The sequence below is a fragment of the Massilia mucilaginosa genome (assembly GCF_011682145.1).
GTDB classification, from domain to species: Bacteria; Pseudomonadota; Gammaproteobacteria; order Burkholderiales; family Burkholderiaceae_D; genus Telluria_A; species Telluria_A mucilaginosa.
Window position 1 is genome coordinate 1 of sequence record NZ_WHJH01000020.1, and the last position, 24,475, is coordinate 24,475.

Consider the following 24,475-nt stretch of genomic DNA (forward strand, 5'->3'; position numbering starts at 1 on the left):
GGGTCAGAAGATCGTGATGGGAATGAGTGACGTAGCTCTGATGGCGACGGTCCGGCAAAGCCGCCGCGAGGCGCTTGGTCAGACCGATCTGCAGGTCGACACCGCGCAGCAGAACCGGACCGAGATCGGACGACAAACCGCCACCGGCGAAATCGGCGCGGACGCTGTGGGCTGGAATCGATGCAAAACGTAGCTGCTCTGAGGTAGAATTCATGCCGGGCAAGGTGCGTTCGTGTTGAAATTGTGTTTTAGGGATAACTCACATTTTATCAATCACTTACGGCATTCTTGCTCTTTTTTATGCAAAATTCAGGTTAGGGCGCCGAGGGATTTTTTTTGCAATCCATCCGAGCGCGTCGCCATCGGCATTGTGTATGTACAGACGTCCCGCGCTGACGGTGGCGCCGGTGGTCAGCGGCGAAGTGCCGCCCGGGTCTTGTAGGTCGTCCAGTACCTTGCCGTCTTCGCCGAACGCCATCACGTGCCCGTACGGCTTGGGCGCGGCCCACAAAAAGCGCGGGATGCGCAGCACCATGCTGCGCAGGAAGGGTCTGCGCGCCATCTTGTCAAGGTCGTTCCGCTGGCCGCCGAAACCCAGCCACAGCGTGCCATCGGGCGCGCGGGTCAGATTGTCCGGATAGCCGGGCAGGTTGTCGAACAGCACCTGGGCCTGCGGCGACTGCTTGCCGACATCGAGCCGGTCGGCATCGAGCGCAATCTTCCACACCCGGTAACGCCCGCTCTCGCTGACGAACAGGCTCGCTTGATCGTTACTGAGGGCGATGCCGTTGGCCAGCGAGAAGCCGGTTGCCACCGCCCGCAGCGCTTTCGTCGCCGGATCGTATTCCAGTACCCGTCCCGTGGCCGACTGCTCCATCACATCGAGCGTGGCCGCTTCCACGGTGCCGCCGTGGCGGGCAGGGGTGAAGCGGGTGGACGATTCGCTCACGTAGATCTTGCCGCTGGCGGCGATCGCCACCGCGTTGAGGAAGCGCGCCTGGCCATCGCCCAGCGCCGACACCTGGCCGTTGGGCGCGACCGACAGCAAGCCCTTGATGCCGTCCGCCACCACCAGGCTGCCGTCGGCGGCGAAGGCCATGCCGAGCGGACGTCCACCGGTTGAGGCGAACACTTCCTGGGCGCTGCCGTCGGGCTGCATGCGCACGATGTTGCCGCTCCTGACGCCCGTGTACAGCCTGCCGTCCGGTCCGGCGACGACGTGTTCCGGGCCGACTTCACCGTGCAGGTCGATGCGCTGCACGCCGGCCAGCTTGCTGTTGGCGGCGTGTGCGCCGACGTAGCCGGGCGCGGCGGGCGCGTCCCAGCTGACCGGTGCGATCGGCACCGGCCACAGGCCGAGGTACGACGCCAGTATCACCGTGCCGGCCACAGGCACCCACAACATCCGCACTTACTTAGCGGAAGGCGTAATTCACGCTGCCATAAAAGCGCCGTCCGCGCGGGTCGGTGTAGGTCGGGTCGTAGCCGGAAATGAAGAAATTGGCCTGGTTCGAGTACGGCGGCGCCTTGTCGAACAGGTTTTGCACGCCGGCGCGCAGTTTCAGGTTCTGGCCCCATTCATACGCCAGCGACATGTCCCACAGCGAGTAGGCCTTGACGCGGTTGGGCGCGACCACGGTGCCGTTGTCGACGTTGATGGCCGAGTTCTGGTCGTCGTAGCTGGCCGAAAAACTGTTCGACACGGTGGCCGAGAGCGGGCCTTGTTCCCAGTCCAGGCTGACCGTATGGCGCCAGCGCTGCACTACGCTGTCGGTGACGAACTTGTTCAGGTTGCTGATGTACGGGTCGCCCGGGCTGGTCTGGATCTTCGAATCGAGCACGTAGGTGCCGTTCAGGCGCGCGCCGAAGCGGCCCAGGCTGGTATTCGCGCTGCGCAGGTTCACCACCAGGTCCAGCCCGCTGGCGAGTTGGGCGCCACGGTTTTCCTTGTGCAGTTCGATGTACTCGATCATGCCGTCTTCGTCGCGGTGCACCAGGCTGCCGTACTTGTCCAGGTTGCCGAGGATGATGTCGTCGCCGATCTCGCTGATCATGTCGGTGCGCTTGATCTTCCAGTAGTCCAGGCTGGCGTTCCAGCGCTTGTTCGGCTCGATGACGATGCCGGCCGAGACCTGGCGGCTGCTTTCCGGTTTCAGGTTCACGTTGCTGTAGCGGCGCGTATCCCACAGGTCGGCGCAGTCGGCGTAGTTGTTTTCGACGGTGGCGCAGTAGACCGGGTCGGGCAGGGTGGCGGTGCTGCTGTAGACGGTCGGGCGGTACAGGTCGGACATGGTCGGGGCGCGGAAGCCCTTGCCAGCCGAGGCGCGCACGGTGAGCGCCTTGCTCGGGGTGTAGGCCAGGCCGATTTTCGGGCTCAGGGCGCCGCCGACCTGCTGGTAGCGGTCGTAGCGCGCCGAGAACTGGCCCTGCCATTCCTTGGTGAAGGGCGCCAGCACTTCGCCGAACACGGCGACCACCTTGCGCTGGTCGCTGGTGGCCTTGCCGCCTTCGGGCGCGGGATCGTTGTTGATGTTGTCGCTCATGAGCAGGGCCGACGGATTGAAATCGGTGCGCTCGCGGCGCGCTTCGGCGCCCACCGCCATGGCCAGGTCGCCGCCGGCCAGCTTCATCAGCGAGCGCGAGGCCTTGAAGTCGAACGAATCCATGGTGCCGCGCGCGCGCCGCACCACGTCGTTGACCTGGATGCTGTCGAGCAGCGCCGTGCCGGCCGCGCTCGACGGGCCGAACGGGTTGATGCGGCCGTCGGCGATGCCTGCGAGCAGCTGGTCGTACAGCACATAGCCGTGGGTATCCTTGTCCTTGACGGTGTTGACGCTGTGGTTGAAGCCGACGTCGTAATCCCAGCCGGCCGCGATGCCGGAGACGCCGACCACGAAGCGCTGGCTTTCGCTGGTCAGTTCGCTGGCGCGCATGCCGGCCTCGTTCAGGCGCATGCGCAGTTCGATTTCGCCGGGGATGTCGTCATCGAGCTGGTCCAGGCCGGTGTTGGCCAGGGCCGGGATCTTGCGGTAATCGATGTAGCCGATCACGCGCGCCGACGAGCCGACGTAGTTGGTGCGCGAGCGGCTCAGGGCCACTTCGGCATAGGCCTGGGCATCGGCGCCGAGCTTGATCACGCCGCGGCTGAGCAGGTTCTGCTTGTTCGACTTGGGATACAGCTCGGTGTCGCCCATGTAGTCGTAGGTGCAGGCGTCGACGCCGCCGGTGCCGGCGGGCAGGTACAGATTGGCCGGCGGCGCGCAGTTCGGGATCGACAGGTTGATCTGGCGGTTGGTGATCAAGCGACCGTTGAGCAGGAAACCGGTGTCCTGCAAATGGTCGCGCTGGGTCGACGAGAGTCGGATATTCGCCGGGCTGGTAAAGCTCGACAGCAAATGGCCGAGGCGCTGCGGAATCTGCAGTTCGCCCACAAACTTGCGCTGCGAGGTGTTCAGGCGCTCGGTGCCTTGCACGTCGAGCACGGCGAACACGTTGTAGCCGTCTTTTTCCAGCTCGCCGGTACCGAGGCTGAGGGTGGCGGCGCGCTTGCCGGCGCCGCCTTCTTTCGTGCCGAGGGCGTAAGCGTTCACTTCGACACCGCTGAAATCCTTGCGCGTGATGAAGTTGATCACGCCGCCGACCGCGTCGGTGCCGTACAGGGCCGAGGCGCCGTCGAGCAGCACTTCGACGCGCGCGATCGCCGCCGCCGGAATATTGTTCAGGTCGACGCCGCTGTCGTCGCCGGGCGAAGCGAAGTTGGCCATGCGCCGGCCGTTGAGCAGGACCAGGGTCGACGAGGTGCCGATGCCGCGCAGGTTGGCGCTGTTGAAGCCGCGCTGGTCGCCGCCCACGTTGATGCTGGCGCCGTCGGTCAGCCCGCCCACGTTGGACGAGATGCGCGCCATCAGTTCGGCGGCGGTGGTCACGCCGGTCTTTTCGATTTCTTCACGCGTGACGATCTGCACCGGCAGCGGGGTTTCGGTGACGATGCGCTTGATGGCCGAACCGGTGATCTCCACCTTCGGCAGCGGCGCCTCGCTGGTCTGAGCCGAAGCGGCGCCATGGGCCAGCAGGCCGGCGCAGGCACTCGCGTGCAGCGCCCCGCGGACGGCGCGGGTCAGGCGCGAAACAGGGAGGAATTGGGGATTGGGGCGGTCTTGCTTGCGCATGCTGGAGGCTCCGTGAGGATGAGGGAAGTGCGGTGACGCCACTGGCGTTGAGGGCAGCCATGTCGGCCACGATATTCCGAAACCGTCTCTGCTGCCGGCGGCAGGAAGTGGTGCTTGCGGAGCAGAAAAAGAGGGTTTGTTGGTCAAGGTGATGGCTGTCTGACACGCATGTGAGTATTTAACAAGTTTTCCACTGTACGCAGTTCGTGGCGAAAGCTCAATAGTTTCATGTGGCAGCGACGCGGCCGGCGGGCAGGTCGTGCGGCATGGGAGGGAAGCCTTCGGGCGGCTCGCGCATCGCGGCGCGCCCGCAACAGCGGGTGCATGCGCCATGCATGCCGCCGCCCGCGCGGCGCGCGGCGGGCGCATCGCCAGCCCGTCGACGCTGTTGCGTTTTCGCCCGGACTGCATGCGCAGTCACCCTGTGAAAGGCGCGGAAAAGCTATCTGATTAGCAGGATTGCAACTATAATTGACTTCCATTTAAAGTAGCAAGGAACGTAACTCATGTTAATGACGAATATCGAAACCATTCCGGGCAAAAACATCATGACCTGCCACGGCGTCGTATCGGGCAGCACCGTGCGTGCCAAGCACGTGGGGCGCGATATCATGGCCGGCCTGAAAAACATCGTGGGCGGCGAGCTCAAGGGTTACACCGAGCTGCTCAATGAATCGCGCGACAGTGCGATCGAACGCATGCAGGCCCAGGCCAGGCAGATGGGCGCCAACGCCATCGTCAACGTGCGCTTTTCGACGTCCTCGGTGGCCGCCGGCGCCGCCGAAATCTACGTGTACGGCACCGCCGTCACCGTGGGCTGAGACGATGGCTGAGTTAGCCATCCTCGGATTCTGGCTGTGTTTGGTCGTGGTCGGCTATTTTTTCGGCCGCGCCGCCGAGGCCAAGCACTACGAATCGATCCACAGCCGCGAAAAAACCTGGCTGCATCTGCCGTCGACCTCGCTCAAGACCTTGCTCGATCCGGCCCGTCCGGTCGAACGCAGTGAGCTGGTGTACGGCAACGTGGTCGTCTCGATCGATTACTTCAAGCAGGCTGTGCTGGGCTTGCGCTCGTTCATCGGCGGCGCCGTCACCTCGCACGAAACGCTGATCGACCGCGCCCGCCGCGAAGCCGTGCTGCGCCTGAAGGAAAGCTGCCCCGACGCGCACGAGATCGTCAACCTCCGCCTGGAAGCGATGTCGATTTCCGGCAAGCGGCCCGGCAGCGTGACCTCGGTGGAAGTGCTGGCCTACGGCACCGCCATCTACTTCGCCAAGTAAAACGTCATGAAATACCAGCCGTCGCTGCCCGCACATAACGACAATATCTCCGACCAGCATCCGCTCAAGGATTTTTTCGTGATCGGGCTGTGGCTGCTGGCGGGCGCGGCCCTGCTGTTCTGGGCGCTGGCGCTGGCGGTCGACACGGCGGTCGAGCACCTCGACCATGAGAGCGAGGCGCGCCTGTACGCGCTGTTGCCGTCCAAGCCGATCCCCACCGAAGCGGCCGAGCGCGCCCGCCAGGCGCAGGTGCAGGCGCTGGTCGAGAGCATGCGCGCCTGCGCCGGCCTGCGCTTGCCGGCCAATGTGAGCCTGCACAAGTCGGACACGCCCAACGCGGCGGTTCTGCCGGGCGGCAATATCGTCGTGTTCACCGGCCTGCTCGACGAGGTGAAGTCCGAAAACGGCCTGGCCTTCGTGCTGGCGCATGAGTTGTCGCACATCACCGAGCGCGACCATTTGCGGGCGCTGGGGCGCGGCATCGTGCTGTTCGGCATGTCGGCACTGCTGACCGGCAGCGATTCGGGCCTGAGCGACTTGCTCGCGCCAGTCGGGAAACTGGGCGACGCCACCTATTCGCGCACGCGCGAGGCGGCCGCCGATGCGGCGGCCCTGCGCATCCTGAACTGCCGCTACGGCCATGCGGGCGGGGCCACCGAGTTGTTCGCCTCGCTGAAAGAAGGCGACGCCGACCCGACCGGATTGTCCCATTACGTCGCCTCGCATCCGGCCATGCAGCAGCGCATCGATGCGCTCGACGCTGCGATCCGCGCGGGCGGCATGAAAGTCGGGCCGGTCACGCCGCTGGCGCCGCTTCCCTGAATCCCTGCCCGAAAAGCACGCAGGTACACTTTTATGTTTAGAAGCAAGGACTTAGCGTGCGGGCGGCGCGCTTGTTAACAAACTTATCCACAGATTCTGTTTGCAACTTCAATCTGGACGGCAACTGTCCACAGTGCCCTAAAATCGGGCAGTGCCATTTTTTCCTTTAAAACCAAGCACTTGCCAGCCTCTCGCATGGCTTGTTAACATACTTATCCACAGAATTTGTTTGCAACTGTGGACAGCACGGCCGGGCATTGGCCCTGGGCCCCCAAAACATCTTTACAAATCCGCCCAGTTCGCTAGACTTCGAGTCCTGATGTTAGCGCTAACTTTTGGGGGCAAGATGGTCGATCAGGGTGACGGGATGCGCTGGGTGGTGATGGGGGTGTCCGGCTGCGGCAAGAGTACGGTAGGGCAAGCCCTGGCGCGGGAGCTCGATGTGCCGTTCGTGGAAGGCGACCAGTTTCACCCGGCCGCCAACGTGGCCAAGATGTCGGCCGGGGTGCCGCTCGACGATGACGACCGGGCCGGCTGGCTGCACGCCCTGCAAGCGCAGATACGCGAGGCGCGCGAACGCGGGGCTGGCCTGGTGCTGTCGTGCTCGGCGCTCAAGCGGCGCTACCGCGACCTGCTGCGCCAGGGCGATCCGGCACTGCGTTTCGCCCACCTCGATGGCCCGCGCGAACTGATCGCGGCGCGCATGCAGGCGCGCGCCGGTCACTACATGCCGCCCTCGCTGCTCGACAGCCAGCTGCGCGACCTCGAACCGCTCCAGCCCGACGAAGCCGGCGTGCTGCTCGACATCGGCAGCGCGCCCGGCCAGCAGGTGGCGCGCATCCTCGGCGGCCGCTGACGGCTGGCCGGTTTCAGCCTTCGCCGGCGCCGTAGAGGCAGGCGATGTAGGCCGAGCCATCGCCTGGCGCGCCCACTTCGATCATCCCGCCGCCCTTGACGTTGCGCTTGTAGTTCGGTCCCTTCACCTTGGCTGCCTTCGCGGCATCTTTCTGCGACAGGCCCGGGAATTTGGCGTTGTAGCCGCCGCCGCCGTTCTGGTCGTCCTCGGTCACGGTGATCGCCGTGGTCTTGAGGCCGAACACGGTCAGCGGCGCCGGCAGGACAACGTCGTCGAAGCTGTTGGGGTCTTTGACAAAGGTCTTGACCGCATCCGTATAAACCAGTTTTTTCTTGCATTCGAGCGCGGCGAGCAGGTGCGGTGCGGCTTTGGCGAAATCGGCCAGCGTCTGCGGGCTGGCAGCGGGCGCTTGCGCCCGGGCGCTGAACGAGATTGTCAATGCGGCGGCGAGCAGGGTGCGGGTCAGCAGAGGGTTCATGCGGAAGGTGCTTTCATGGCGAGGGGAGTCAATTGGCGAAATTGCAATTCTACGTGGATTATCGCGCCACGGCGATGCTTGCCCGTCAGCGTCCGGCTCGTGTATCATTTTCCGACTTCACGGGGACACGATGAACAAACTGACGCTACTACCAATCATCCTGGCCCTGGCGGCCTGCAGCAAACCTGCCGTACCGGACACGCCGCTCGAGGCCATGGCGCGGCGCACCTGCATGAATACCATCGAAGCGCGCGCCACCAATCCCAAGTCGATTGCCTATCTCTCCGGCACGCCCAGCCTTGTCACGCGCGGCCCCGATGGCCAGATGGATATCTCGATCAAACTGTCCGCCAAGAATGAATCGGGCACCGCCGTGACCATGCTGGCCACTTGCAAGTTGAGTGCCGACGGTAAGACACTGGTCGACATCGCGGTCAAGGATACTCGCTAGCTCGCCAAAAATGAAAGCGTGCATGCAATGCGCATCGTAAACCGGCTGGCCACCTTGATCGCCGCCGGCCTGCTGTCCTGCGGGCCGGCGTTTGCGCGGCCACTCGACGTCGACAAGGTCCGGCCGACCGGCTTGACTGTCAATCAAGCCAAGCGGCTCCTGATGGTGGTGCTGAAACACGAGCGCGTCGACATGAGCGACAGCGCCTGGTGGATCGACGAGCCATTCCGTGGCCGCGATGGCCTGTATCCGGGCTATCGCAGCTTTGCCCTTGTGTACAGCCACCCCAAGAATGCGATGTCGTTCACGCACGGCCATTGCGCGGTCAATGTGCTGACCGGCGATGTCTGGGTGGCGAACAGCTGCAAACGCATCAGCTTCCCGGCCTTGACCAAACTTCAGCACGGCATTTCCTTGCGGACTGGCAAAAAACGCCCCAGCGCCAGGGTGGCACGCGACGACTTCGGCTGCTGATGCCGGCGCTGCCCGCCCAGCTGCTCGCCGAGCGCCAGCGCGCCGGCAAACTCGTCGGCCGACAAGTCCTCGCCGGAACGGATGGTGGTCGATGCGGACGCAAACTTGGGCGCGCTGACCACGGTGCCTGTGATGTAGGCCCCTTTGTTCGCGGTGCAGGTCGATTGTTCCGAAGCGATTGCATACAGCGAGTGGGACAACAAAAGCAGAGCAAAGATTGATTTAGTCGATTTACTTCTCCTGTTTCAGGCATTGTGGGGAAGGCGCCGGGCCAGCCGGTACCCATGTGCGCGCCGGTCGATCGGAGAGGCTGGTTTGACGGGGAATCGCTTCCGATCTTTACCGCAGGGCAGCAAATAGCATGCATGACGATAGTTTCGGTTCTGTGACAAATGTTGATCGCGAGGCCAAATTTGCAACACAGGGCCGCTGGCGCGCCTGGCGTGATATCGTCTTCGGCTGGGCGTTTTTTGCCGCGCCGCGCGGCGCCGTCAGCGCCCCGCGATGGCGTCGAGTGCCGGGGTGCGCAGCCACAGTGGAATCGACGACAGCGGCGCGCCGGCGCGCACCGCGCGCTCGCAGGCGGCGGCGTCGAGCAGGGCGCCCCAATACCCGGCCAGGCTGTGCGCGTCCCAGCGCTCGGGCGGCGTGGAGCGCTGGGCGTCGAGGCGGCTCCAGCGCTTGTCGCGGCCGTACAGGGAACGGGTCAGCGCCAGGCCCTCCGCGCTCATGCAGACGGCCGGGATCTGGTAGGCCGAGTGGACATTCTTGCGGATCAGCGCTTCGAGCCGCGCGCTGGTCTGGTAGCGCGCGGGCAGGTGCGCCAGGGCGGCGGCGTTGGCGAGGGCCGCGGCGTCAGCCAGTGCGGCAGTGACCTGGTCTTCGGCCAGGGCCAGGATGCCGTCCGGGGAGCCGGTGACAAGACGTAGCAGGACATCGTCGTCGTCGTCGTCATCGTCGTCCAGGCTTGAGGCAGCCTCGATCGCCAGTTCCAGCGTCGCCAGGCTCGGCGCGCAGGTCAGCCACAGGTCGCCCCATTCGTCGCCGTCGCCGGTGTCGCCGCTCCAGTTCAGGGCCAGCCACAGGCGGTTCGCCTCGGGGGCGCCGCCGGCGCCGGGCAGGGGAGTATCGAGGCTGAGCTGCCACGCGTAGTACCAGGTATTGTGCGGCTGGCCGGCGAAGTCGGGCTCGTTATCGGGCGGGCCGAATTGCGCACTCAGGCGCGCCACGCAGTCCTCCTTGATCCGCTGCAGAAGCGCACTGCGTTCTTCTGCCAGGAACTGGTAGTAGCCGACCAGTTCTTCGTTGAGGTAGAACCGGACAATGCGGCTGCGGCTGGTCAGGTACCGGGCGATGGCTGCGTCGTCATCCTCATCCTGGTCCTCGTCATCCTCGTCGTCTTCGCCCTCGTTTTCGTCGTCGACCTGGCCTTCGAGCGCGAACAACTGGAGCTTGCGTTCGGTGTCGAGCAGCATCGCCTTGGCGAAGTCGATCAGAGCGTCGGGCGAGGGAAGCTTGTCCATCAGGGTGTGCGGCGGGGCCACGAAGAAACGCTCCGGCAGTGCGATCGGCGCGCCCACGGGGCTGGTCCAGAGCAGGCGCGCCTCGGCGTCGTACAGCGCGGCGTACTGGCCTTCGGCGCACGATTCGCGGCGCAGGCGGTAGGCGATGCGGGCCTCGCGGTCGAGCATCAGCAGATCGTCGTCGTCGCCGAAGAAGACGGCCAGCGGCGTGTCCGTTTCCGTTTCTTCGAACATGCCGCCGTCGTCCGTCAGCGGTTCGAGCGCGTTGGCAGGCACCGCGACGAATTCGCCTTCGATGTCCAGGATGCCCCATGTGGCTGGAGGATTGGGCTGTCCCTCGATGCGCTGGTCCTCATGCGCGGTGCGTCCCAGGGCGAACCCGTGCTCGTTGATTTCGCCGCCCCAGTCCATGCCGTCGACGTGGAATTTGCCATGCCGCGTGACGTAGTAATAGTCGCTTTCGCGTATCACACCGTCGACCATCTCGTTGCACCCAGTGGGTGCGCCGGGGAAGAATCTGTCGCCGCGCGCATCGAGGAAGCCCGTGTCGTAATCCCAGCTGCTTTCCCCGTGCCCGAAAAATGCCAGGCCGCCGGCATTGAAGTCGTCGATAAACCGGTACCCGGGCTGCACGATCCATGCGCCGCTCGGGTCAATCAGGCCATACTGGTTTTCTCCGACCGAGACAGGCGCCGCGCCATCGGCGCAAAAACGCAGTGCCTTGACGAAGCGCGGTGCAATCGCCCAGCCGCCCTGTTTGTTCAGATAGCCGGCCTGGTCGCGCTTGCCGATCCTGGCGGCCGCCAGGCCGTTCTCGCCGAAATCGCCGGCCTCGCAAAACTCGCCATCGAAAGCAAACTCGCCGTGCTTGTCGATGTAGCGAAAGGTGTCCGGCGCGACCAGCACCGCCGCCAGGCCCCCATGAAAATGCCGCCCGCCGGTCAAGCGCGGCGCGACCGCTATTGTGCCGTCCACGTGCATGTAACCCAACAGAGCGTCCTTGCGGAACGGCGACAGGCCGTCGTAGAAGGGGTGGGTACGCTCCAGTTCGGGCGCAACCACCCAGCGGCCGCCCGCATCGATGTAGCCGGCGCCGCCGCCGATGGCACTGGCGGGGGCGATCAGGCCGCCCTTGCCGTCGTCGCGGAAGCCCCCCGACAGAGAGCAGGGCGGGCGAGGTCGGCATCACCCGGCCTTCGTGAATCAGGAGCACTTCGCGCGGGCCATCGCCAGCCTGCAGGTGGTTGCGGATCAGGATCGGATGGGTCGGCATGGTCGGTGCTTCTTTCAAGTGGAGGCGGTCAGCGCGGACCGCTAGTTAGTCTGATATTTTAACCGCTCGCCTTGACTATTAATCAAGATTCGCTTCGTGCTGCCCGAGCCGCACATACCCGTCGTCGTCGATGCACGCCTGCGCCAGGAAAAATCAGGGCAGTTGCGCGCGCAGCCGTTCGATGGCGAATTCAGCGAACTGGCGCACCCGTGGCGACAAATGCAGCGCGTGCGGATACACCACCTGCAGCGGCTCGCTCGGCGCGCTGTACTGCGGCAGCACGCGCACCAGCGTACCGTTATCGAGATCCTCGCTCACATCCCACAGCGCCTTGTAGAAAATGCCGCCGCCCTCGCGCGCGATGCCCTGGGCCGCATCGCCATCGTTGCAGAAGAAGGTCGGTGTGATGGCGGCCGTGACCGCTTTGCCGTCGCGCTCGAACACCCAGTGCCGGGTCGAGTCGGCGCGGTACACGATGCAGGCGTGCCGCACCAGGTCTTCCGGCGTGAGCGGCGCGCCGTGCCGTTCGATATAGCCGGGCGAGGCGCACATGATGCGGTAGCCGGTGGCGATCGGGCGCGCGATCATGCTCGAATCGTTCAGGTTGCCGAAGCGCAGGGCGACGTCGATGGCCGACTCGACCATATCGACGTAGGCGTCGTCCAGGCTCAGCTCGATGCACAGGGCCGGATGCTGGCGCTGGAAGGCGGCCACGATGCCGCTCAGATAGCGGCGCCCGAAGCCGCGCGGCGCCGCCACCCGCAACAGGCCGGCGATGCTGGTGCGGCTGTCGGTCATGTCGGCCTCGGCATCCTGTACTTCGGCCAGGATGCGGATGCAGCGCTGGTGAAAGCGCGCTCCTTCCTGGGTGAGCGACTGCTTGCGCGTGGTGCGGTTGAGCAGGCGCACGCCAAGCCGGTCTTCCAGCGCCGCCATGCGCTTGCTCACCACCGCCAATGACAAGTCGAGTTCGCCGGCGGCGTCGGTCATGCTGCCGGTCTGCACCACGCGCGCAAAAATGCTCAGGTCGAGAATGTTGTCGATCATGCGATTATCAACCTTGGGTAGATAGACATTGTATTTTTAGCCCATGTATCAATGAAAGTGAAATAAATATAATCGATCGCCTTACCACTTTCAAGGAAGCAGCATGAAAAATACTGTCCTGATCGGCGCTCTGGCGGCCGCCTTCTTCACCTTTGGTGCGGCCGCGCCCGGCGCATTCGCCCAGGCGGCGGCGAGCACCCGCATCAACAAGGTCCAGGCCGGTTACCATCATTTCAAGGTCGGCAATGTGAACGTCACCGCGCTGTCCGACGGCACCCTGGCGATTCCGCCGGGCGAGCTGCTGACCAACGTGGCGCCGGCGCAAGTCGCAGCGCGCCTGGCGGCCACCTTCCAGGGCACCCATGTGGACGCTTCCGTGAACGCCTATCTGATCGAGAGCGGCGAGCGGCTGCTGCTGGTCGACACCGGCAGCGGCGAACTGTACGGCCCGACCCTGAACAAGCTGGTCGCCACCCTGCAAGCGGCCGGCTACCAGCCGGGACAGATCACCGACATCCTGGTCACCCATATCCATACCGACCACACCGGCGGGCTGATGGATGGAAAGCGCATGGTTTTCCCCAACGCCACCGTGCACCTCGACAAGCGCGAGCTGGACTACTGGATGAGCGCCGCCAGGCGCAGCGAAGCGCCCGAGTCCCGGCGCGCACTGTTCGACCAGGCGCTGATGAAGGTGAAACCGTACGTCGATGCCGGCAAGGTCAAGACCTTCGATGGCGCCACGCAGCTGTTCCCGGGTATCCGAGCGATCCCGAGCTACGGCCACACGCCGGGGCACAGCTTCTATGCGCTGGAAAGCGGCGGGCAGAAACTGGTGTTCTGGGGCGACCTGCTGCACGTGGCTGAAGTCCAGATGCCGGACCCGTCGGTGACGATCGTGTTCGATGTCGATGCGAAGGCGGCGGCGGCGCAACGCAAGCGCGCCTTTGCCGACGCGGCTGCGGAAAAATACCTGGTGGCGGGCGATCATGTCGCCTTCCCCGGCGTTGGCCGCTTGCGCGCCGATGGCGATGGCTACCGCTGGGTGCCGATGCCGTACATCAACGACCATGTGGTGCCGGCAGCCAGATAGGCCGGGAAGCGGCGGCGCGCAAGGTGGGATGAGGAAACTGGTGCCCGGTGTCGAGGCCACCGGACCAGCCTGTCGCCGCATAAAACAGAGGCGGCGTACACCCACAGCCTAGGCGCCTGACGCTCACGCAACACGATCTGCGTCTATCGCGCTAGCTCGCCTGCGCGCCGGGGTTGTGGTATGGAGTCGGACGGGAATGCGCGCCCTTGCATCAGCTGCGCGCTTCGATGGCCGCCACCGGGCGCGGTTCCGACAGCCACAGTGCCAGTCCCAGCGCGGGAAACGCCATCCCCGCCAGCAACACCGCATGCCAGCCCCAAGTGGCGAACACCCACCCGCCGAGCGCCGAGCCGAGCGCGCCGCCGGCGAAGAACAGCGCGATATACACCGAGTTCAGGCGACTGCGCACGTCCGGCGCCATGCCGAAAATGGCGCGCTGGCCCAGCACCAAGCTGGCGGCCACGCCCATGTCGAGGATGATCGAGGCCACCACCAGCACGCCCAGCGCCACCTCGCGCGACCCTGGAATCAGCAAGGGCAGGGCAAACGCCACCACGCCGAGGGTCAGCGCCACGCCGGTGGCCGGCAAGGTTTTGCCGGCGTCGGCCAGGCGCCCCGCGACCGGGGAGGCAATCGCCCCGGCCATGCCGACCAGCGCAAAAATCGCGATGCCGGTCTGCGACATGTGGAACTGCGGCCCGGACAGCATCATCGGCGTGACGGTCCAGAACAGGCTGAAGGCGCCGAACAGGCCGGCCTGGTAAGCGGCGCGGCGGCGCAGCACCGGGGTGGTCTTGAACAAGGTCCACATCGAGCCGATCAGGCGTGCATACGGCATCGTGGCGGTTGGCATGCGCTGCGGCAGCTTGACGCGCAGCACGGCGGCCAGCATCAGGGTCAGCACGGCGGCGGCGCCGAACACCACGTGCCAGTTGCTGGCATCGGCCACCAGACTGGCGACCGGACGCGCCAGCATGATGCCCATCAGCAAACCGCTGACCACCTGGCCCACCACCTTGCCGCGCGTCGCTTCGCGCGACAGATGGGCGGCAATCGGCACCAGGATCTGCGCCGCCACGGAACCGAGACCGATGGCCAGCGCCGCCGCCAGGAACACCCAGCCGCTCGTGCTGAAGGCGGCCGTGAGCAGCGCCACGGCGGTCAGCAGCAGCGCGCCGATCACCAGGCGCCGGTTTTCCAGCACATCGCCGAGCGGCACGATGAACAGCAGGCCGATGGTGTAGCCGACCTGGGTCAGGGTGACGATCAGCCCGGCGGCCGCGGCGGACAGGCCGGTGGCGCGGCTGATCGGCCCGACCAGGGTTTGTGCGTAGTAAAGATTGGCCACGATCAGGCCCGCCGCCACTGCCAGCAGCAGCACCATGCCGGACGAAATATCGCCTGTGTGTTCGGTGTTCGGTTTCATATTGCATCCTCTGTTAATCAACTTGCGTTGAAGTGATGCCATTGTAGACAAAACCGGTCGGGCGATTATATGCTCATAATGCACTCATACTTTTCAGAATAGATGAACAATCGATAGGGAAACACCCATGGACAAGGTCAAGGCAATGCAAACATTCGTGCGCATCGTGGAAGCCAACAGCTTCTCGCGCGCGGCCGAGAGCCTGAACCTGCCGCGCGCCTCGTTGACGGCCACCATGAAGAACCTGGAAGCCTTTTTAGGCCGCCAGTTGCTCCAGCGCACCACGCGCAAGCTCTCGCTCACGCCCGACGGCGCCCAGTATTACGCGCATTGCATCGAGATCCTGGCTGCGATCGATGCGTCCGAGCAACCGTTCCTTGGCGCGGAATCGGCGCGGCCCAGGGGCAAGCTGCGGATCGACCTGCCGTCGGCGCTGGCGCGGCACCTGATCCTGCCGCACATCGCCGCCTTCCACGACGCCTGTCCCGAGGTCGAGCTAAGCATCAGCATCACCGACCGCCTGGTCGACCTGATCCAGGATGGCATCGACTGCGCGGTGCGGGTCGGGCAGTTGCAGGATTCGTCCATGATCGGACGCCAGATCGGCGAGATGCGCTTCGTCACCTGCGCCGCGCCATCCTACTTTGCGCGCCATGGCGTGCCGCGGGCGATTGACGACTTGCATGCGCACCGCAGCGTGGTGCATTTTTCGGCGCGCACGGGGCGCCCGTTCGACTGGGATTTCGTGGTCGGCGAGGCGGTGGTCAAGGTGGCCATCAGCGGGCCGATCGCGGTCAACGATGCCGATGCCAATCTCAGCTGCGCCTTGCAGGGGCTGGGACTGACCCAGGTCGCCACGTATCAGGTGCGACGCCACCTGGCCGACGGCGCGCTGGTGCAGGTGCTGGCGGACACGCCGCCGACGCCGATGCCGGTGTCGCTGCTGTATCCGCAGGGGCGGATGGCGGCGCCCAAGCTGGCCGCCTTCGCCGGCTGGCTGATGGCGCTGTTCGACAGCGACCCGGATCTTGCGCTGGCCGCCCGGGCCTGATGCTCAGGGCCGGGCATGGGCCCTGGCCCACGAACCAATCAGTTCGAGTGCGCCCGGAGCGATGGTTTCTTCAATCCCGGCCACTTCGGAAAACGCGCCCGTCGTTGCGGTCTGGAAGAAATGGTTCAGGCCGGCCATGCGCCGCACGCTTGCTTTGGGATTGCCTGCCAGCGCGCGCGTGAGCGCAGGAATATTTTCTTCCGCCATCACCACCTGGTCTTTGTCGCCGACCAGGGCCAGCACCGCGCAACGCGGGCCTTGCAGCACCGGCACCGGGTCCGACGCCAGGAAGCTGCGCATCCACGGGGTGAGCAGGGGCGCCAGTTCGTCCGGCGACCAGGGGCGGCCGTGGGTTTTCTCGGCGTCCAGATATACCTGGCGGGCACGGCGTTCGCGCTCGGCCGCCGGCGCCTCGGCTGTCACGGCGGCAAAGACCGCCTTTTGCAGTGTCAGCTCGCGTTCGGTCTCGGTGGCGGACGTGCCGGCCATGCGCTGCTTGCGGGTGCGGTCGAGCAGCATCTGGTCGCCGCGAATGCCGTTTCCGGCCATCATCACCACGAACACGATGCGCGGGTCCTTGCCGGCCACCATCGGCGCGATGATGGCGCCTTCGCTGTGGCCGATCAGGCCGATGCGTTGCGGGTCGATGTTGTTGCGGCTGCGCAGGAAGGCCACGCCGGCTTCGATGCCGGTGGCGAAATCGGCGGTGGTGGCGGTGTCGACGCTGCCGTTCGACTGGCCCAGGCCGCGCTTGTCGCTGCGCAGCACGGCGAAGCCGCGCCGGGTCAGGTCGTCGGCCAGCACGCGGTAGAACTGGTGGCCGAACAAGTCGCCATCGCGGTTGACCGGGCCGGAGCCGGGCACGATGACGACGGCCGGGAACGGGCCGGGGCCGGGTGGCGTGGTCAGGGTGCCGGCCAGATGGCTGGGACCGGACGGGTTGGCAAAGCTGACCGCGGTCTCGGCGTAGGGGACGGCGGCCGCCGGTGTTTGCGGGTGCCTGGGCTTGTCGCCGGCGTACAGGGGCACGGCGATGGCGCCGGCGAGGAGGGCGATTGCGCCGAGAGTGCGGATCGGGCCGTGCTTGAGCATGTTGGCTTTCGTTTTTGGTCTGGCTGGTCGACTGTGTGCTGCCGCGAGGGCGATTCCTCCCCCAGAATCGCACCGCTCCTTGGTGATTTTCATAATTGAACTTCCACCCCGTTGCTTGCAGAATAAGCCGCAGCCTCGCACCTGTCCATTGATACTGAAGTAATTTGTTTTAGTTATACAATAAACAAATGAAGCGCTCCCAAAAATGAGGGGCGCCAGCGGGGCTACAGGAGACAATCAAGCATGTTGATGCCAAAATCGCATCGAATCGCACTGCTGTTCAACGCGAACAAAATTTTCGATCGTGAAGTAATTGAAGGAATCGCCGCCTATCTGTCGAGCACGCGCAGCTCGTGGGACCTGTTCCTGGAAGAGGATTTCCGCCTGCGCCTGCCCGGTATCGAAGACTGGCAGGGCGATGGCGTGATCGCCGACTTCGACGACCCGGCAGTCGCCGCCGCGCTCGCGCGCAGCCGCATTCCGGTGGTGGCCGTGGGCGGCTCGTATGAAAATGTCGACGCCTACCCGTCCGGCGTGCCCTACGTGGCCACCGACAATTTCAAACTCATCAAACTGGCCTACGAACACCTGATCGAAGCCGGCCTGCGCCACTTCGCCCTGTTCAGCCTGCCCGAAGCCCAGGAAAACCGCTGGGCCCAGGAACGCGAAAACGCCTTCCGCAGCCTGATGCGGCGCGACCGCATGGATGCCGAGGTGTTCCGTGGCCAGGGCACCAGCGCGCCCTCGTGGGACGAGGCCGTCCAGCAGCAGATCAACTGGCTGCACAGCCTGCCCAAACCGTGCGGCATCATCGCCGTCACCGACGCCAGAGCCCGCCAGCTGATGCAGGCCTGCATGATCGCCGGCATCGAAGTGCCGGAACAGGTGGCCCTGATCGGCATCGACAACGACCCGCTGGCGCGCATGCTCACCCGCATTCCGCTCAGCTCGGTGATCCAGGGCGCGCAGGAAATGGGGCGCGCCGCCGCCCACCTGCTTGACCAGATGCTGCATGGCGCGCGCCTGTCGACGACGCGCATCCTGGTGCCGCCGGCGGGCATCAACGTGCTGGCCTCGAGCAAGCACGAACCGGCCAAGCACCCGCACGTGATGCGCGCGCGCCACTTCATCCGCCAGTACGCCTGCCAGGGCATCAAGACCGGCCAGGTGGCCGATTACGTCGGCATATCGCGCTCGTCGCTGGAATCGTATTTCCGCCAGGAGCTCGGTTGCAGCGTGCACGACGAGATCCTGCGCTTCCGCCTCGACGCCGCCATCGCCATCCTCGGGCGCGGCGACTGCAACCTGGCCAACGTGGCGCTCAGTTGCGGCTTCACGTCGAGCCAGTACATGCATTCGGTCTTCAAGCGCGAGCTCGGCTGCACCCCGCGCGCCTACCAGGACCAGGCCCTGCAAGGCCAGGCCGAGCCGGCGGCGGCTTCTCAATTCCACCACGCAGATTCTTAATGACCACCAAGCAAACGATCGCCACTCCTCCGCTGCGCGCCGCCGACCAGCTGTTCACCCTGCGCAACGGCAACGACATGCGCCTGACGATCAGCGAGCGCGGGGCGGCGCTGGTGTCGTGGTGGGCACCCGACCGCTACGGCAAGGTGGCCGACGTGCTGCTCGGCTATCGCGACCCTGACGGCTACGCCGACAACAGCGCCTACTTCGGCGCCGTCATCGGTCGCTGGGCCAACCGCATCGCGCAGGGCCGCTTCATGCTCGACGGCGCGCCGGTGCAGGCCGCCGTGAACGACCGCGGCAACCACCTGCACGGCGGCGACGCCGGCTTTCACCGGGCGCGCTGGAAACTGAGCGCGTCCGACGCGGGCGTGTCGCTGCGCCTGAGTTCGCCGGACGGCGACGGCGGCTTTCCCGGCAAGCTCGACGTGCAGGTGCACTACCGGCTCGACGACGAAGGCCGCCTGACCATCGACTTCGAGGCGGTCGCGGACGCGCCCACGCCGGTCAACCTGACCGCGCATCCGTACTTCAACCTGAACGGCGGCAGCGCCGACGTGGGCGACCATATGCTGCAGATCGACGCCGATTTTTACATGGAGACCGATCCGCGCGGCATTCCGATTGGCGTGGCGGCGGTGGCCGGCACCCCGTTCGACTTCCGCCAGCCGGCCGCGATCGGGCCGCGCCTGGGCTGGCCGGACGCGCAGATTCGCCTGGTGGGCGGCTTCGACCATTGTTACTGCGTCAAGCCGCATGCGATGGGCCGCACCGGGCCGCTGCGCGAAGTGGCGCGCGTATACGACCCGGGATCGGGGCGGCGTTTGCAGGTGTCGACCACCGAGCCGGGGCTGCAGTTTTATAGCGGCAATTCGCTCGATGGCGTGCAGGGCAGGGCGGGGCGCCCGTATGCAAGGCATGACGGGTTTTGCCTGGAGGCGCACGCGTATCCGGACCAGTTGAACGGGCAGTGCGCGTCGGCCGTGATTTTGCGGCCGGGGCAGGTGTACCGGCAGACCACGGTGTACCGGTTGTCGTTGCAGGCCTGAGTATGGCGTGCAACGAACGTCGGCTTCAAATACCGGCACCCTTGCGCGCTCGCGGGTGCAATTATGGCGGCGGCATGTCTTTCGTCGCGTAGGTCAATTCCAATGCGCGTTGGGCATTGGTATCGGCGATGCAGGCCAGTCGGCTGATTTCATGGGCGCTGCCGATGGCGCCGCCCCGCAGTGAGTCGGCAAATGCGCATTTAGCCTGGCGATACGTGGCGAAGGCCGTGCTGGATGCCTTCAATTTCGATTTTGCCAGAGTCTTGAAAGTGGCGTTCTCGAACCACTGGTCGATCATCTGGACCGCCTTGGTTTCAGCCTGCTTGAGCGTGACGGCACTGTCGGCCGCCATTTCGGTCAGGCAACGATGGCGGGCGGCCTGCGAGAACTGGTCGCATTTTTCTGCCGCGTCGAATTGCGGCACCTCCTTGGCGGCATCGGCATGGGGAGCGGTTTCGACGGCGTCGGCCTGCGCCGCAAACACGGGTGAAGCGACCAGCAGCGCGAGAGAAAATATGCTTATTGTTCGCATGTGGCACCCTGTTTGGCGCGTACCAGACGCAGTGCGAATTCCAGTTTGGTCAGATAGCGGCTGTCGCCTCCGCTGTTGTAGTAGCGCGCGATGGCAACGGTGTTGATCGGACGCCAGCCGGTAATCACCTTCTGTACCTTGGCCTTCTGGAACTTGAGTACATCACCTTCGTGCAGGACGTTCACGCCCCGGTTCAGTTCGCGCATCACCTCGACCGTGCTGCCCACGCGCTTGGCGATTCTTTCGAGAATCTCACCCTTGCCTACTTTGATTTGTTCGATGGGTGCATTCGGCTCGCGGATGCTCTTGTGCGCATAGTCCGCCATGCGCATGAGCAGATAGCCGATGCCGCCGCGAATATTGTGGGCAGGGTTGGTGCGCAGGGTGGAGGGGTTGATGCTGGCGCGCAGTGCCGGAGGCATGATCAGCTCGCCGACTTCCTTGTCTCCGAGCACAGCATTCATGCCCGCGTCCGGTCCCACGCCGATCTGCATCGGTTTGATCTTCCATTGGGGGTCCTCGCCGCCGGACTCGGTCCACAGCATAGCCTTGATGAGCATCCAGTCCATTGGTGCATACCCGGGCGTGCTGCTCAGATGGCGGTTGTATTCACCTAACGCGGCTTTCACGTCGCAGTCGTAGATCTGCCAGTAGCGTTGCCGCAATAGGTTACGAGCCCATGCTGCCACTTCTCGTAGTCGGTCATTGCATTCCTCACATAATGTTGTCTAAGCGCCAGTGCAGGTGCAAGGGTATCATTTTTGTGATAAAAATACCAACATTCTTCGAGTCCGACAGACGGCTGGCGATGGCGACATCGTTTTTCTCTCGTCCACCGGGTCGCTTAGGCCATTCCCGCGCACCGTGCTCAGGTGACTGAAAGATGCAAATCCCGGCCGAGAGCCATCAGGGCGTCTTCGATGCGATCAATGCGCGTGGTGTGGTTCAGGTCGATCAGGCGATTGACTTCCTGGCGCGTCGTACCGGGAGGTCGCGAAACGTGACGACGAATCCACCGGTATCAGGCAGGAAATGCGCAGGGTATTTCATATCCTCATCTCTCCAAAAAATCTGTGTCGTGCGCTTGCCGGTCTGCCACTTGCTCGCTGATACGTTTCACTTTAACTTGAGTTGCTTTTTCACGCTTTCGACAAGCGGCATCTTCAGTTCCTTTGCCGGGTGCCTGGGCAGATGGCTGTACATGGATATCAGACGGCCAACTGAACGATAAGTCCGGAAGCGCCAGAAAAAACTTGGATTGATGGGTAGAAATATGTGCGCGCTCGAACGCACTGTTTCCAGGCCGTGAGCCTGCGTGGCGGCGCCGTATTCGGCCGCCGCCGCCGCCTCAATGCCGCTATTCCCTGATTTGCGGGTAGGTCTGCGGATAGTTCGCTCTGAACTCGTTCGCACGGGTGCTCCACACGTCGTCCAGCGAGAACGAGGCGTTTTGCCAGAATGCGTCGCTGCGCGGCACGGTGTTATTGGCGACGTTGGCGATCTCGTTGTCGTTGCGCGTCTTGAACGAGGCACTGCCGAAATTGGACGCTTCCAGCGCCAGCCGGTACTGCCGGTTGGCCTGATAGCGCACGGTTTCGTCGCTGTTCCACTCCACTACCGCGCTGTAATGGCTGATGATGTCCGGCGCGTGGAACTCGCCCCAGTTGCCGAGAAACTCGACGCGGTTTTTGTCGTCGGCGCTGGCGAAGCGGAAGGCGTGGGTGCCGGCGCCGTCCTTGTGATAGACCACCAGCGGGTGGCCGTTATGGGTCTGCAGCTGGCCAATCGGGCGCGTGGTGTATTTTCCGTGGGCGCTGGTGGAGACATGCGACATGAAATCGGGCTGGCCGTTGACTTTGCCGGTCCAGACAATCACGGTTTCCGCATCGTGCTTGTGGCCACCGAGGAAGGTCAGGCCGATGGCCTGGTCTTTTTCAAAATACAGCTCGTAAAAGTGCGCGCAGCGTTCGATCTTATCGTCGCCTTCGACGCTGGCCTTGCATATTTGCCGGTGAAGCGTGTTGGCATAGGCGGTCCAGTCGGCGTCCCTGCATGCACCGGATACGCTGCCGGTTGCGTTCTTGCCCGGATTCTGGCGCAGGTTCTCGTTGCGGTGAAATGGGGTGGCCGGGTAGCAGCCATCCGAATCGAAGTCGAACTTCGGATGGAAGTTCCTTACCTGCTTTTCATTGTATTTGGTGATCGCTGCATTCCACTTCGGAAAGTCGTCGGCCTGTGCCGCCACGGCGTTCAAGGCCATGCAGGACGCCAGTGCGGCCTTGAGCCACGCCGATTTTTTGGTAACGAGGGAATGCGATTTTCTTTTCATGGGATGCGCCTTGAAGGATTGCGAATGCCGGGGGATTTCGTGAAGCCTGCCGGTGCTTTTTTACGCCGGGTCGGGTTGAAACCAGACATGGCGCACGTAAATGCTACTGATCATTTGTGACCGCCTGTTGACTTGGCAATGCTGTTGCCGGCGCCTGGATGTCGATGGGCCGGCCCGCGAGCGGCCCGGCGCAGGCCGATGCGCAACCCGAAAACCACATCGTACAACTTGCTGATTGTTTAATCATCCTATCAAGCGTAGTATCGATTCGTCGCCGTCGTAACAATCCCGCTTGGGATTGCTGGCGCCGATCCCGACCTGCGCGACCCGGCTCCCCGCCGTGCTTGCAATGGCGACAGGTACGCGAGGTATCTGTCTCAGACATCGCTGTCGGATGCTGATTGTTTTTCCCTACCCCCGTTGCCGGACCCATCGCCCTGCGCCGCGCCATCGCCGTCGCGTTCGCGGCCGATGTGGCATTGCCTCAGGCAAGGCCCCGGCACGCGGGCAGGCATCGCCATGCGCGGCGCAAAGCGTTCGACAAAAGAACGCGCGCCTTTTCTATTTTTCTTCATTGGAGACAACCATGAAAAATACTATCCTTGCTGCCAGCGTCATGCTGGCTGTCGCTTCCACCGCCCACGCCGCCACGCTCGACGCCAGCACCTTCGTCGGCGCCAGCACGCCCCTGCAAACGGCCCTGTACGGCGTGCGCAACTACTCCGCTCCGGTGCTGGTGAAGGGCTTGCACGACCCGGCCAACTACCTGGCCGCCCCCAGGCTGCCGGCGTGGCAGTTCGCCCGGGTCGACCCGACCGGCGGCGGGCTCACCTTCGAACGCCAGGCCGCGCCAGCGACCGGCTGGCATACCTTTTCGCGCAAGGGCAAGGTGGTCCTGAGCGGGGGCGGGGCGGCGCGCCTTGACCGCGTCTATACCGTGTTCAACGGCCAGCAACTGGTCGCCGCCATCAGGGAAGCCGGCAACGAGCCGAAAATCATTCGCGTGGTCGGCCATATCGACTTGCGCTGGAGCGAGAACAACACGGTGTTCCGCGAGTACACCAGCTATTCGGACCAGAAATACGGCGGCTCGATCAACCTGCCGTCGAACACGACCCTGGTCGGCATCAACGACGCCCAGGGCCGGCCGGCGCGCATGAGCGGCATCTCGCTGCTGATCGGCGGCGAGCTGGCGCTGGCGCAAGGAGGCGATCCGGAAGCCGACTTCAAGAAGTGGATCAAGGATGGCAAGGATGGCGAAGACTATCCAACCTGGACCCGCAACGTCATCGTGCGCAACCTGGTGATCGATACGCCGTGGGATGTCAATCCCGAGGATGCGGGCAATGCCTACGCCGACGGCATCACCGTCTCGCGCGGGCAGAACATTTTCCTCGGCCACCTGAGCGTGAGCGATGGCGACACGCCCGAGTCGCTCGCCACCGGCACCTACAAGACGCGCCACGACGGCGCGCTGGACGTGGTGCGCGGCAGCGATTATGTGACCATCGCCAACAGCTATTTCGCCAATCACCACAAGACCACCCTGGTCGGCAACGGCGACGGCGGGCGCGCCTGGAGCGACGAGGGACGCCTGCGCGTGACCTTCTCGGGCAACTGGTGGAGTTCGGTGGCGGCACGCTTGCCGCTCAACCGTTACGGGCTGGTACACATGTTCAACAACCTGGTCACCGGCAACGTGATCACAACGGAGGGCGACGTCAAGTTCGAAAGCGGCACCGACGCGCGCTACCGCTCCAACATGCTGATCGAAAACAACTACTACAAGCTCGCCGGCCTCAAGCTCTCGGAATTCTGCGGCAAGGCCATCAAGGGCAAGAGCTTCATCGGCTTTCGCTCGTCGGGCCACATCTTCACCAGCGACCGGGCCGGCACCAACGCGGTCGACGGCCAGTGCGGCATGGCGCGGCCAAGCGCGGCCGATCTGTGGACCCCGCCGTACCTGTATGCGCTGCAAACGGCAACGTCGACCCTGGCCGCCGTGCCCTTGCAAGCAGGCGCCGGCAAGCTCAAGTAATCACACCACCATACCGATACGGAG

General features: G+C 64.5%; 22 protein-coding genes. 11 read left to right on the top strand and 11 right to left on the bottom strand.

Translation table 11 applies throughout. The features are described from left to right. The 3 genes from F2P45_RS17185 to F2P45_RS17195 form a co-directional block, all read right to left on the bottom strand. Positions 1 to 214, bottom strand: a 214-nt coding sequence (locus F2P45_RS17185) for a transposase (RefSeq protein ID WP_229505134.1), incomplete at its 3' end; no start/stop codon positions are given. An 84-nt stretch (positions 215 to 298) separates the two neighbouring features. Continuing rightward, a complete protein-coding gene (locus F2P45_RS17190) occupies positions 299 to 1,405 on the bottom strand; it encodes an SMP-30/gluconolactonase/LRE family protein (protein ID WP_166877582.1) in 1,107 nt (368 codons plus the stop codon). A 10-nt stretch (positions 1,406 to 1,415) separates the two neighbouring features. Continuing rightward, positions 1,416 to 4,169: a TonB-dependent receptor gene (locus F2P45_RS17195; protein ID WP_166877584.1), complete on the bottom strand. Its 2,754-nt coding sequence runs from the start codon at positions 4,167 to 4,169 to the stop codon at positions 1,416 to 1,418. Between the two features lie 506 nt (positions 4,170 to 4,675). Here F2P45_RS17195 and F2P45_RS17200 point away from each other — a divergent pair. The 4 genes from F2P45_RS17200 to F2P45_RS17215 all read left to right on the top strand — a co-directional run bounded on the left by F2P45_RS17200 (position 4,676) and on the right by F2P45_RS17215 (position 7,128). After that, on the top strand, positions 4,676 to 4,990 hold the full coding sequence (locus tag F2P45_RS17200; RefSeq protein WP_166877587.1) for a YbjQ family protein: 315 nt from the start codon (positions 4,676 to 4,678) through the stop codon (positions 4,988 to 4,990). A 4-nt stretch (positions 4,991 to 4,994) separates the two neighbouring features. Next, a complete protein-coding gene (locus F2P45_RS17205) occupies positions 4,995 to 5,450 on the top strand; it encodes a YbjQ family protein (RefSeq protein ID WP_166877591.1) in 456 nt (151 codons plus the stop codon). A 6-nt stretch (positions 5,451 to 5,456) separates the two neighbouring features. After that, the gene (locus F2P45_RS17210) at positions 5,457 to 6,272 is read left to right on the top strand and encodes a M48 family metallopeptidase (RefSeq protein WP_166877594.1); all 816 of its coding nucleotides are present in this window, start codon (positions 5,457 to 5,459) and stop codon (positions 6,270 to 6,272) included. Positions 6,273 to 6,654: 382 nt separating this feature from the next. Next, a complete protein-coding gene (locus F2P45_RS17215; RefSeq protein ID WP_166877733.1) occupies positions 6,655 to 7,128 on the top strand; it encodes a gluconokinase in 474 nt (157 codons plus the stop codon). A gap of 13 nt (positions 7,129 to 7,141) precedes the next feature. Here F2P45_RS17215 and F2P45_RS17220 read toward each other — a convergent pair whose 3' ends face one another. Continuing rightward, the gene (locus F2P45_RS17220; protein ID WP_166877596.1) at positions 7,142 to 7,606 is read right to left on the bottom strand and encodes a hypothetical protein; all 465 of its coding nucleotides are present in this window, start codon (positions 7,604 to 7,606) and stop codon (positions 7,142 to 7,144) included. A gap of 130 nt (positions 7,607 to 7,736) precedes the next feature. Between F2P45_RS17220 and F2P45_RS17225 the strand changes: the two genes are divergently transcribed. Beyond that, the gene (locus F2P45_RS17225; RefSeq protein WP_166877599.1) at positions 7,737 to 8,057 is read left to right on the top strand and encodes a hypothetical protein; all 321 of its coding nucleotides are present in this window, start codon (positions 7,737 to 7,739) and stop codon (positions 8,055 to 8,057) included. A 27-nt stretch (positions 8,058 to 8,084) separates the two neighbouring features. Continuing rightward, a complete protein-coding gene (locus F2P45_RS17230; RefSeq protein ID WP_166877602.1) occupies positions 8,085 to 8,531 on the top strand; it encodes a Tgi2PP family T6SS immunity protein in 447 nt (148 codons plus the stop codon). 491 nt (positions 8,532 to 9,022) lie between these two features. Here F2P45_RS17230 and F2P45_RS17235 read toward each other — a convergent pair whose 3' ends face one another. Together F2P45_RS17235 and F2P45_RS17240 are read right to left on the bottom strand one after the other, a co-directional pair. After that, positions 9,023 to 11,215, bottom strand: coding sequence for a WG repeat-containing protein (locus F2P45_RS17235; RefSeq protein ID WP_308613595.1), 2,193 nt, complete (start codon positions 11,213 to 11,215; stop codon positions 9,023 to 9,025). A gap of 265 nt (positions 11,216 to 11,480) precedes the next feature. Continuing rightward, positions 11,481 to 12,374 (bottom strand): LysR family transcriptional regulator, encoded by an 894-nt coding sequence (locus F2P45_RS17240; RefSeq protein WP_166877608.1) that lies wholly within the window; start codon positions 12,372 to 12,374, stop codon positions 11,481 to 11,483. Between the two features lie 103 nt (positions 12,375 to 12,477). On the opposite strand from F2P45_RS17240, the gene F2P45_RS17245 reads away from it, so the two are divergent. Then, complete coding sequence (locus tag F2P45_RS17245) at positions 12,478 to 13,467, top strand: MBL fold metallo-hydrolase (protein WP_166877611.1); 990 nt, start codon at positions 12,478 to 12,480, stop codon at positions 13,465 to 13,467. 211 nt (positions 13,468 to 13,678) lie between these two features. Here F2P45_RS17245 and F2P45_RS17250 read toward each other — a convergent pair whose 3' ends face one another. Continuing rightward, on the bottom strand, positions 13,679 to 14,893 hold the full coding sequence (locus F2P45_RS17250; RefSeq protein ID WP_229505130.1) for an MFS transporter: 1,215 nt from the start codon (positions 14,891 to 14,893) through the stop codon (positions 13,679 to 13,681). 127 nt (positions 14,894 to 15,020) lie between these two features. Between F2P45_RS17250 and F2P45_RS17255 the strand changes: the two genes are divergently transcribed. Further along, positions 15,021 to 15,944, top strand: a complete 924-nt coding sequence (locus tag F2P45_RS17255) for a LysR family transcriptional regulator (protein WP_166877616.1) — start codon at positions 15,021 to 15,023, stop codon at positions 15,942 to 15,944. Between the two features lie 3 nt (positions 15,945 to 15,947). Here the strand turns inward: F2P45_RS17255 and F2P45_RS17260 are convergent, their stop codons facing one another. Next, on the bottom strand, positions 15,948 to 17,036 hold the full coding sequence (locus F2P45_RS17260) for an alpha/beta hydrolase family protein (RefSeq protein ID WP_166877619.1): 1,089 nt from the start codon (positions 17,034 to 17,036) through the stop codon (positions 15,948 to 15,950). Positions 17,037 to 17,279: 243 nt separating this feature from the next. On the opposite strand from F2P45_RS17260, the gene F2P45_RS17265 reads away from it, so the two are divergent. Both F2P45_RS17265 and F2P45_RS17270 read left to right on the top strand, forming a co-directional pair. After that, on the top strand, positions 17,280 to 18,503 hold the full coding sequence (locus F2P45_RS17265; RefSeq protein WP_166877621.1) for a XylR family transcriptional regulator: 1,224 nt from the start codon (positions 17,280 to 17,282) through the stop codon (positions 18,501 to 18,503). Beyond that, positions 18,503 to 19,552 carry an aldose epimerase family protein gene (locus tag F2P45_RS17270; RefSeq protein WP_166877624.1) on the top strand — a complete coding sequence of 350 codons (1,050 nt, stop codon included), beginning with the start codon at positions 18,503 to 18,505 and terminating at the stop codon, positions 19,550 to 19,552. The genes F2P45_RS17265 and F2P45_RS17270 overlap by 1 nt, the downstream gene beginning before the upstream one ends. 61 nt (positions 19,553 to 19,613) lie before the next feature. Here the strand turns inward: F2P45_RS17270 and F2P45_RS36775 are convergent, their stop codons facing one another. The 3 genes from F2P45_RS36775 to F2P45_RS17285 all read right to left on the bottom strand — a co-directional run bounded on the left by F2P45_RS36775 (position 19,614) and on the right by F2P45_RS17285 (position 22,413). Then, a complete protein-coding gene (locus tag F2P45_RS36775) occupies positions 19,614 to 20,036 on the bottom strand; it encodes a lysozyme inhibitor LprI family protein (protein ID WP_166877627.1) in 423 nt (140 codons plus the stop codon). A gap of 35 nt (positions 20,037 to 20,071) precedes the next feature. Next, a complete protein-coding gene (locus F2P45_RS37005; RefSeq protein ID WP_166877629.1) occupies positions 20,072 to 20,713 on the bottom strand; it encodes a LysM peptidoglycan-binding domain-containing protein in 642 nt (213 codons plus the stop codon). A 728-nt stretch (positions 20,714 to 21,441) separates the two neighbouring features. Then, positions 21,442 to 22,413: an NPP1 family protein gene (locus F2P45_RS17285; protein ID WP_166877632.1), complete on the bottom strand. Its 972-nt coding sequence runs from the start codon at positions 22,411 to 22,413 to the stop codon at positions 21,442 to 21,444. A 586-nt stretch (positions 22,414 to 22,999) separates the two neighbouring features. Here F2P45_RS17285 and F2P45_RS17290 point away from each other — a divergent pair. Next, entirely contained in the window at positions 23,000 to 24,451 is a 1,452-nt protein-coding gene (locus F2P45_RS17290; RefSeq protein ID WP_166877635.1) for a pectate lyase family protein, read from the top strand. Positions 24,452 to 24,475: the final 24 nt, after the last annotated feature.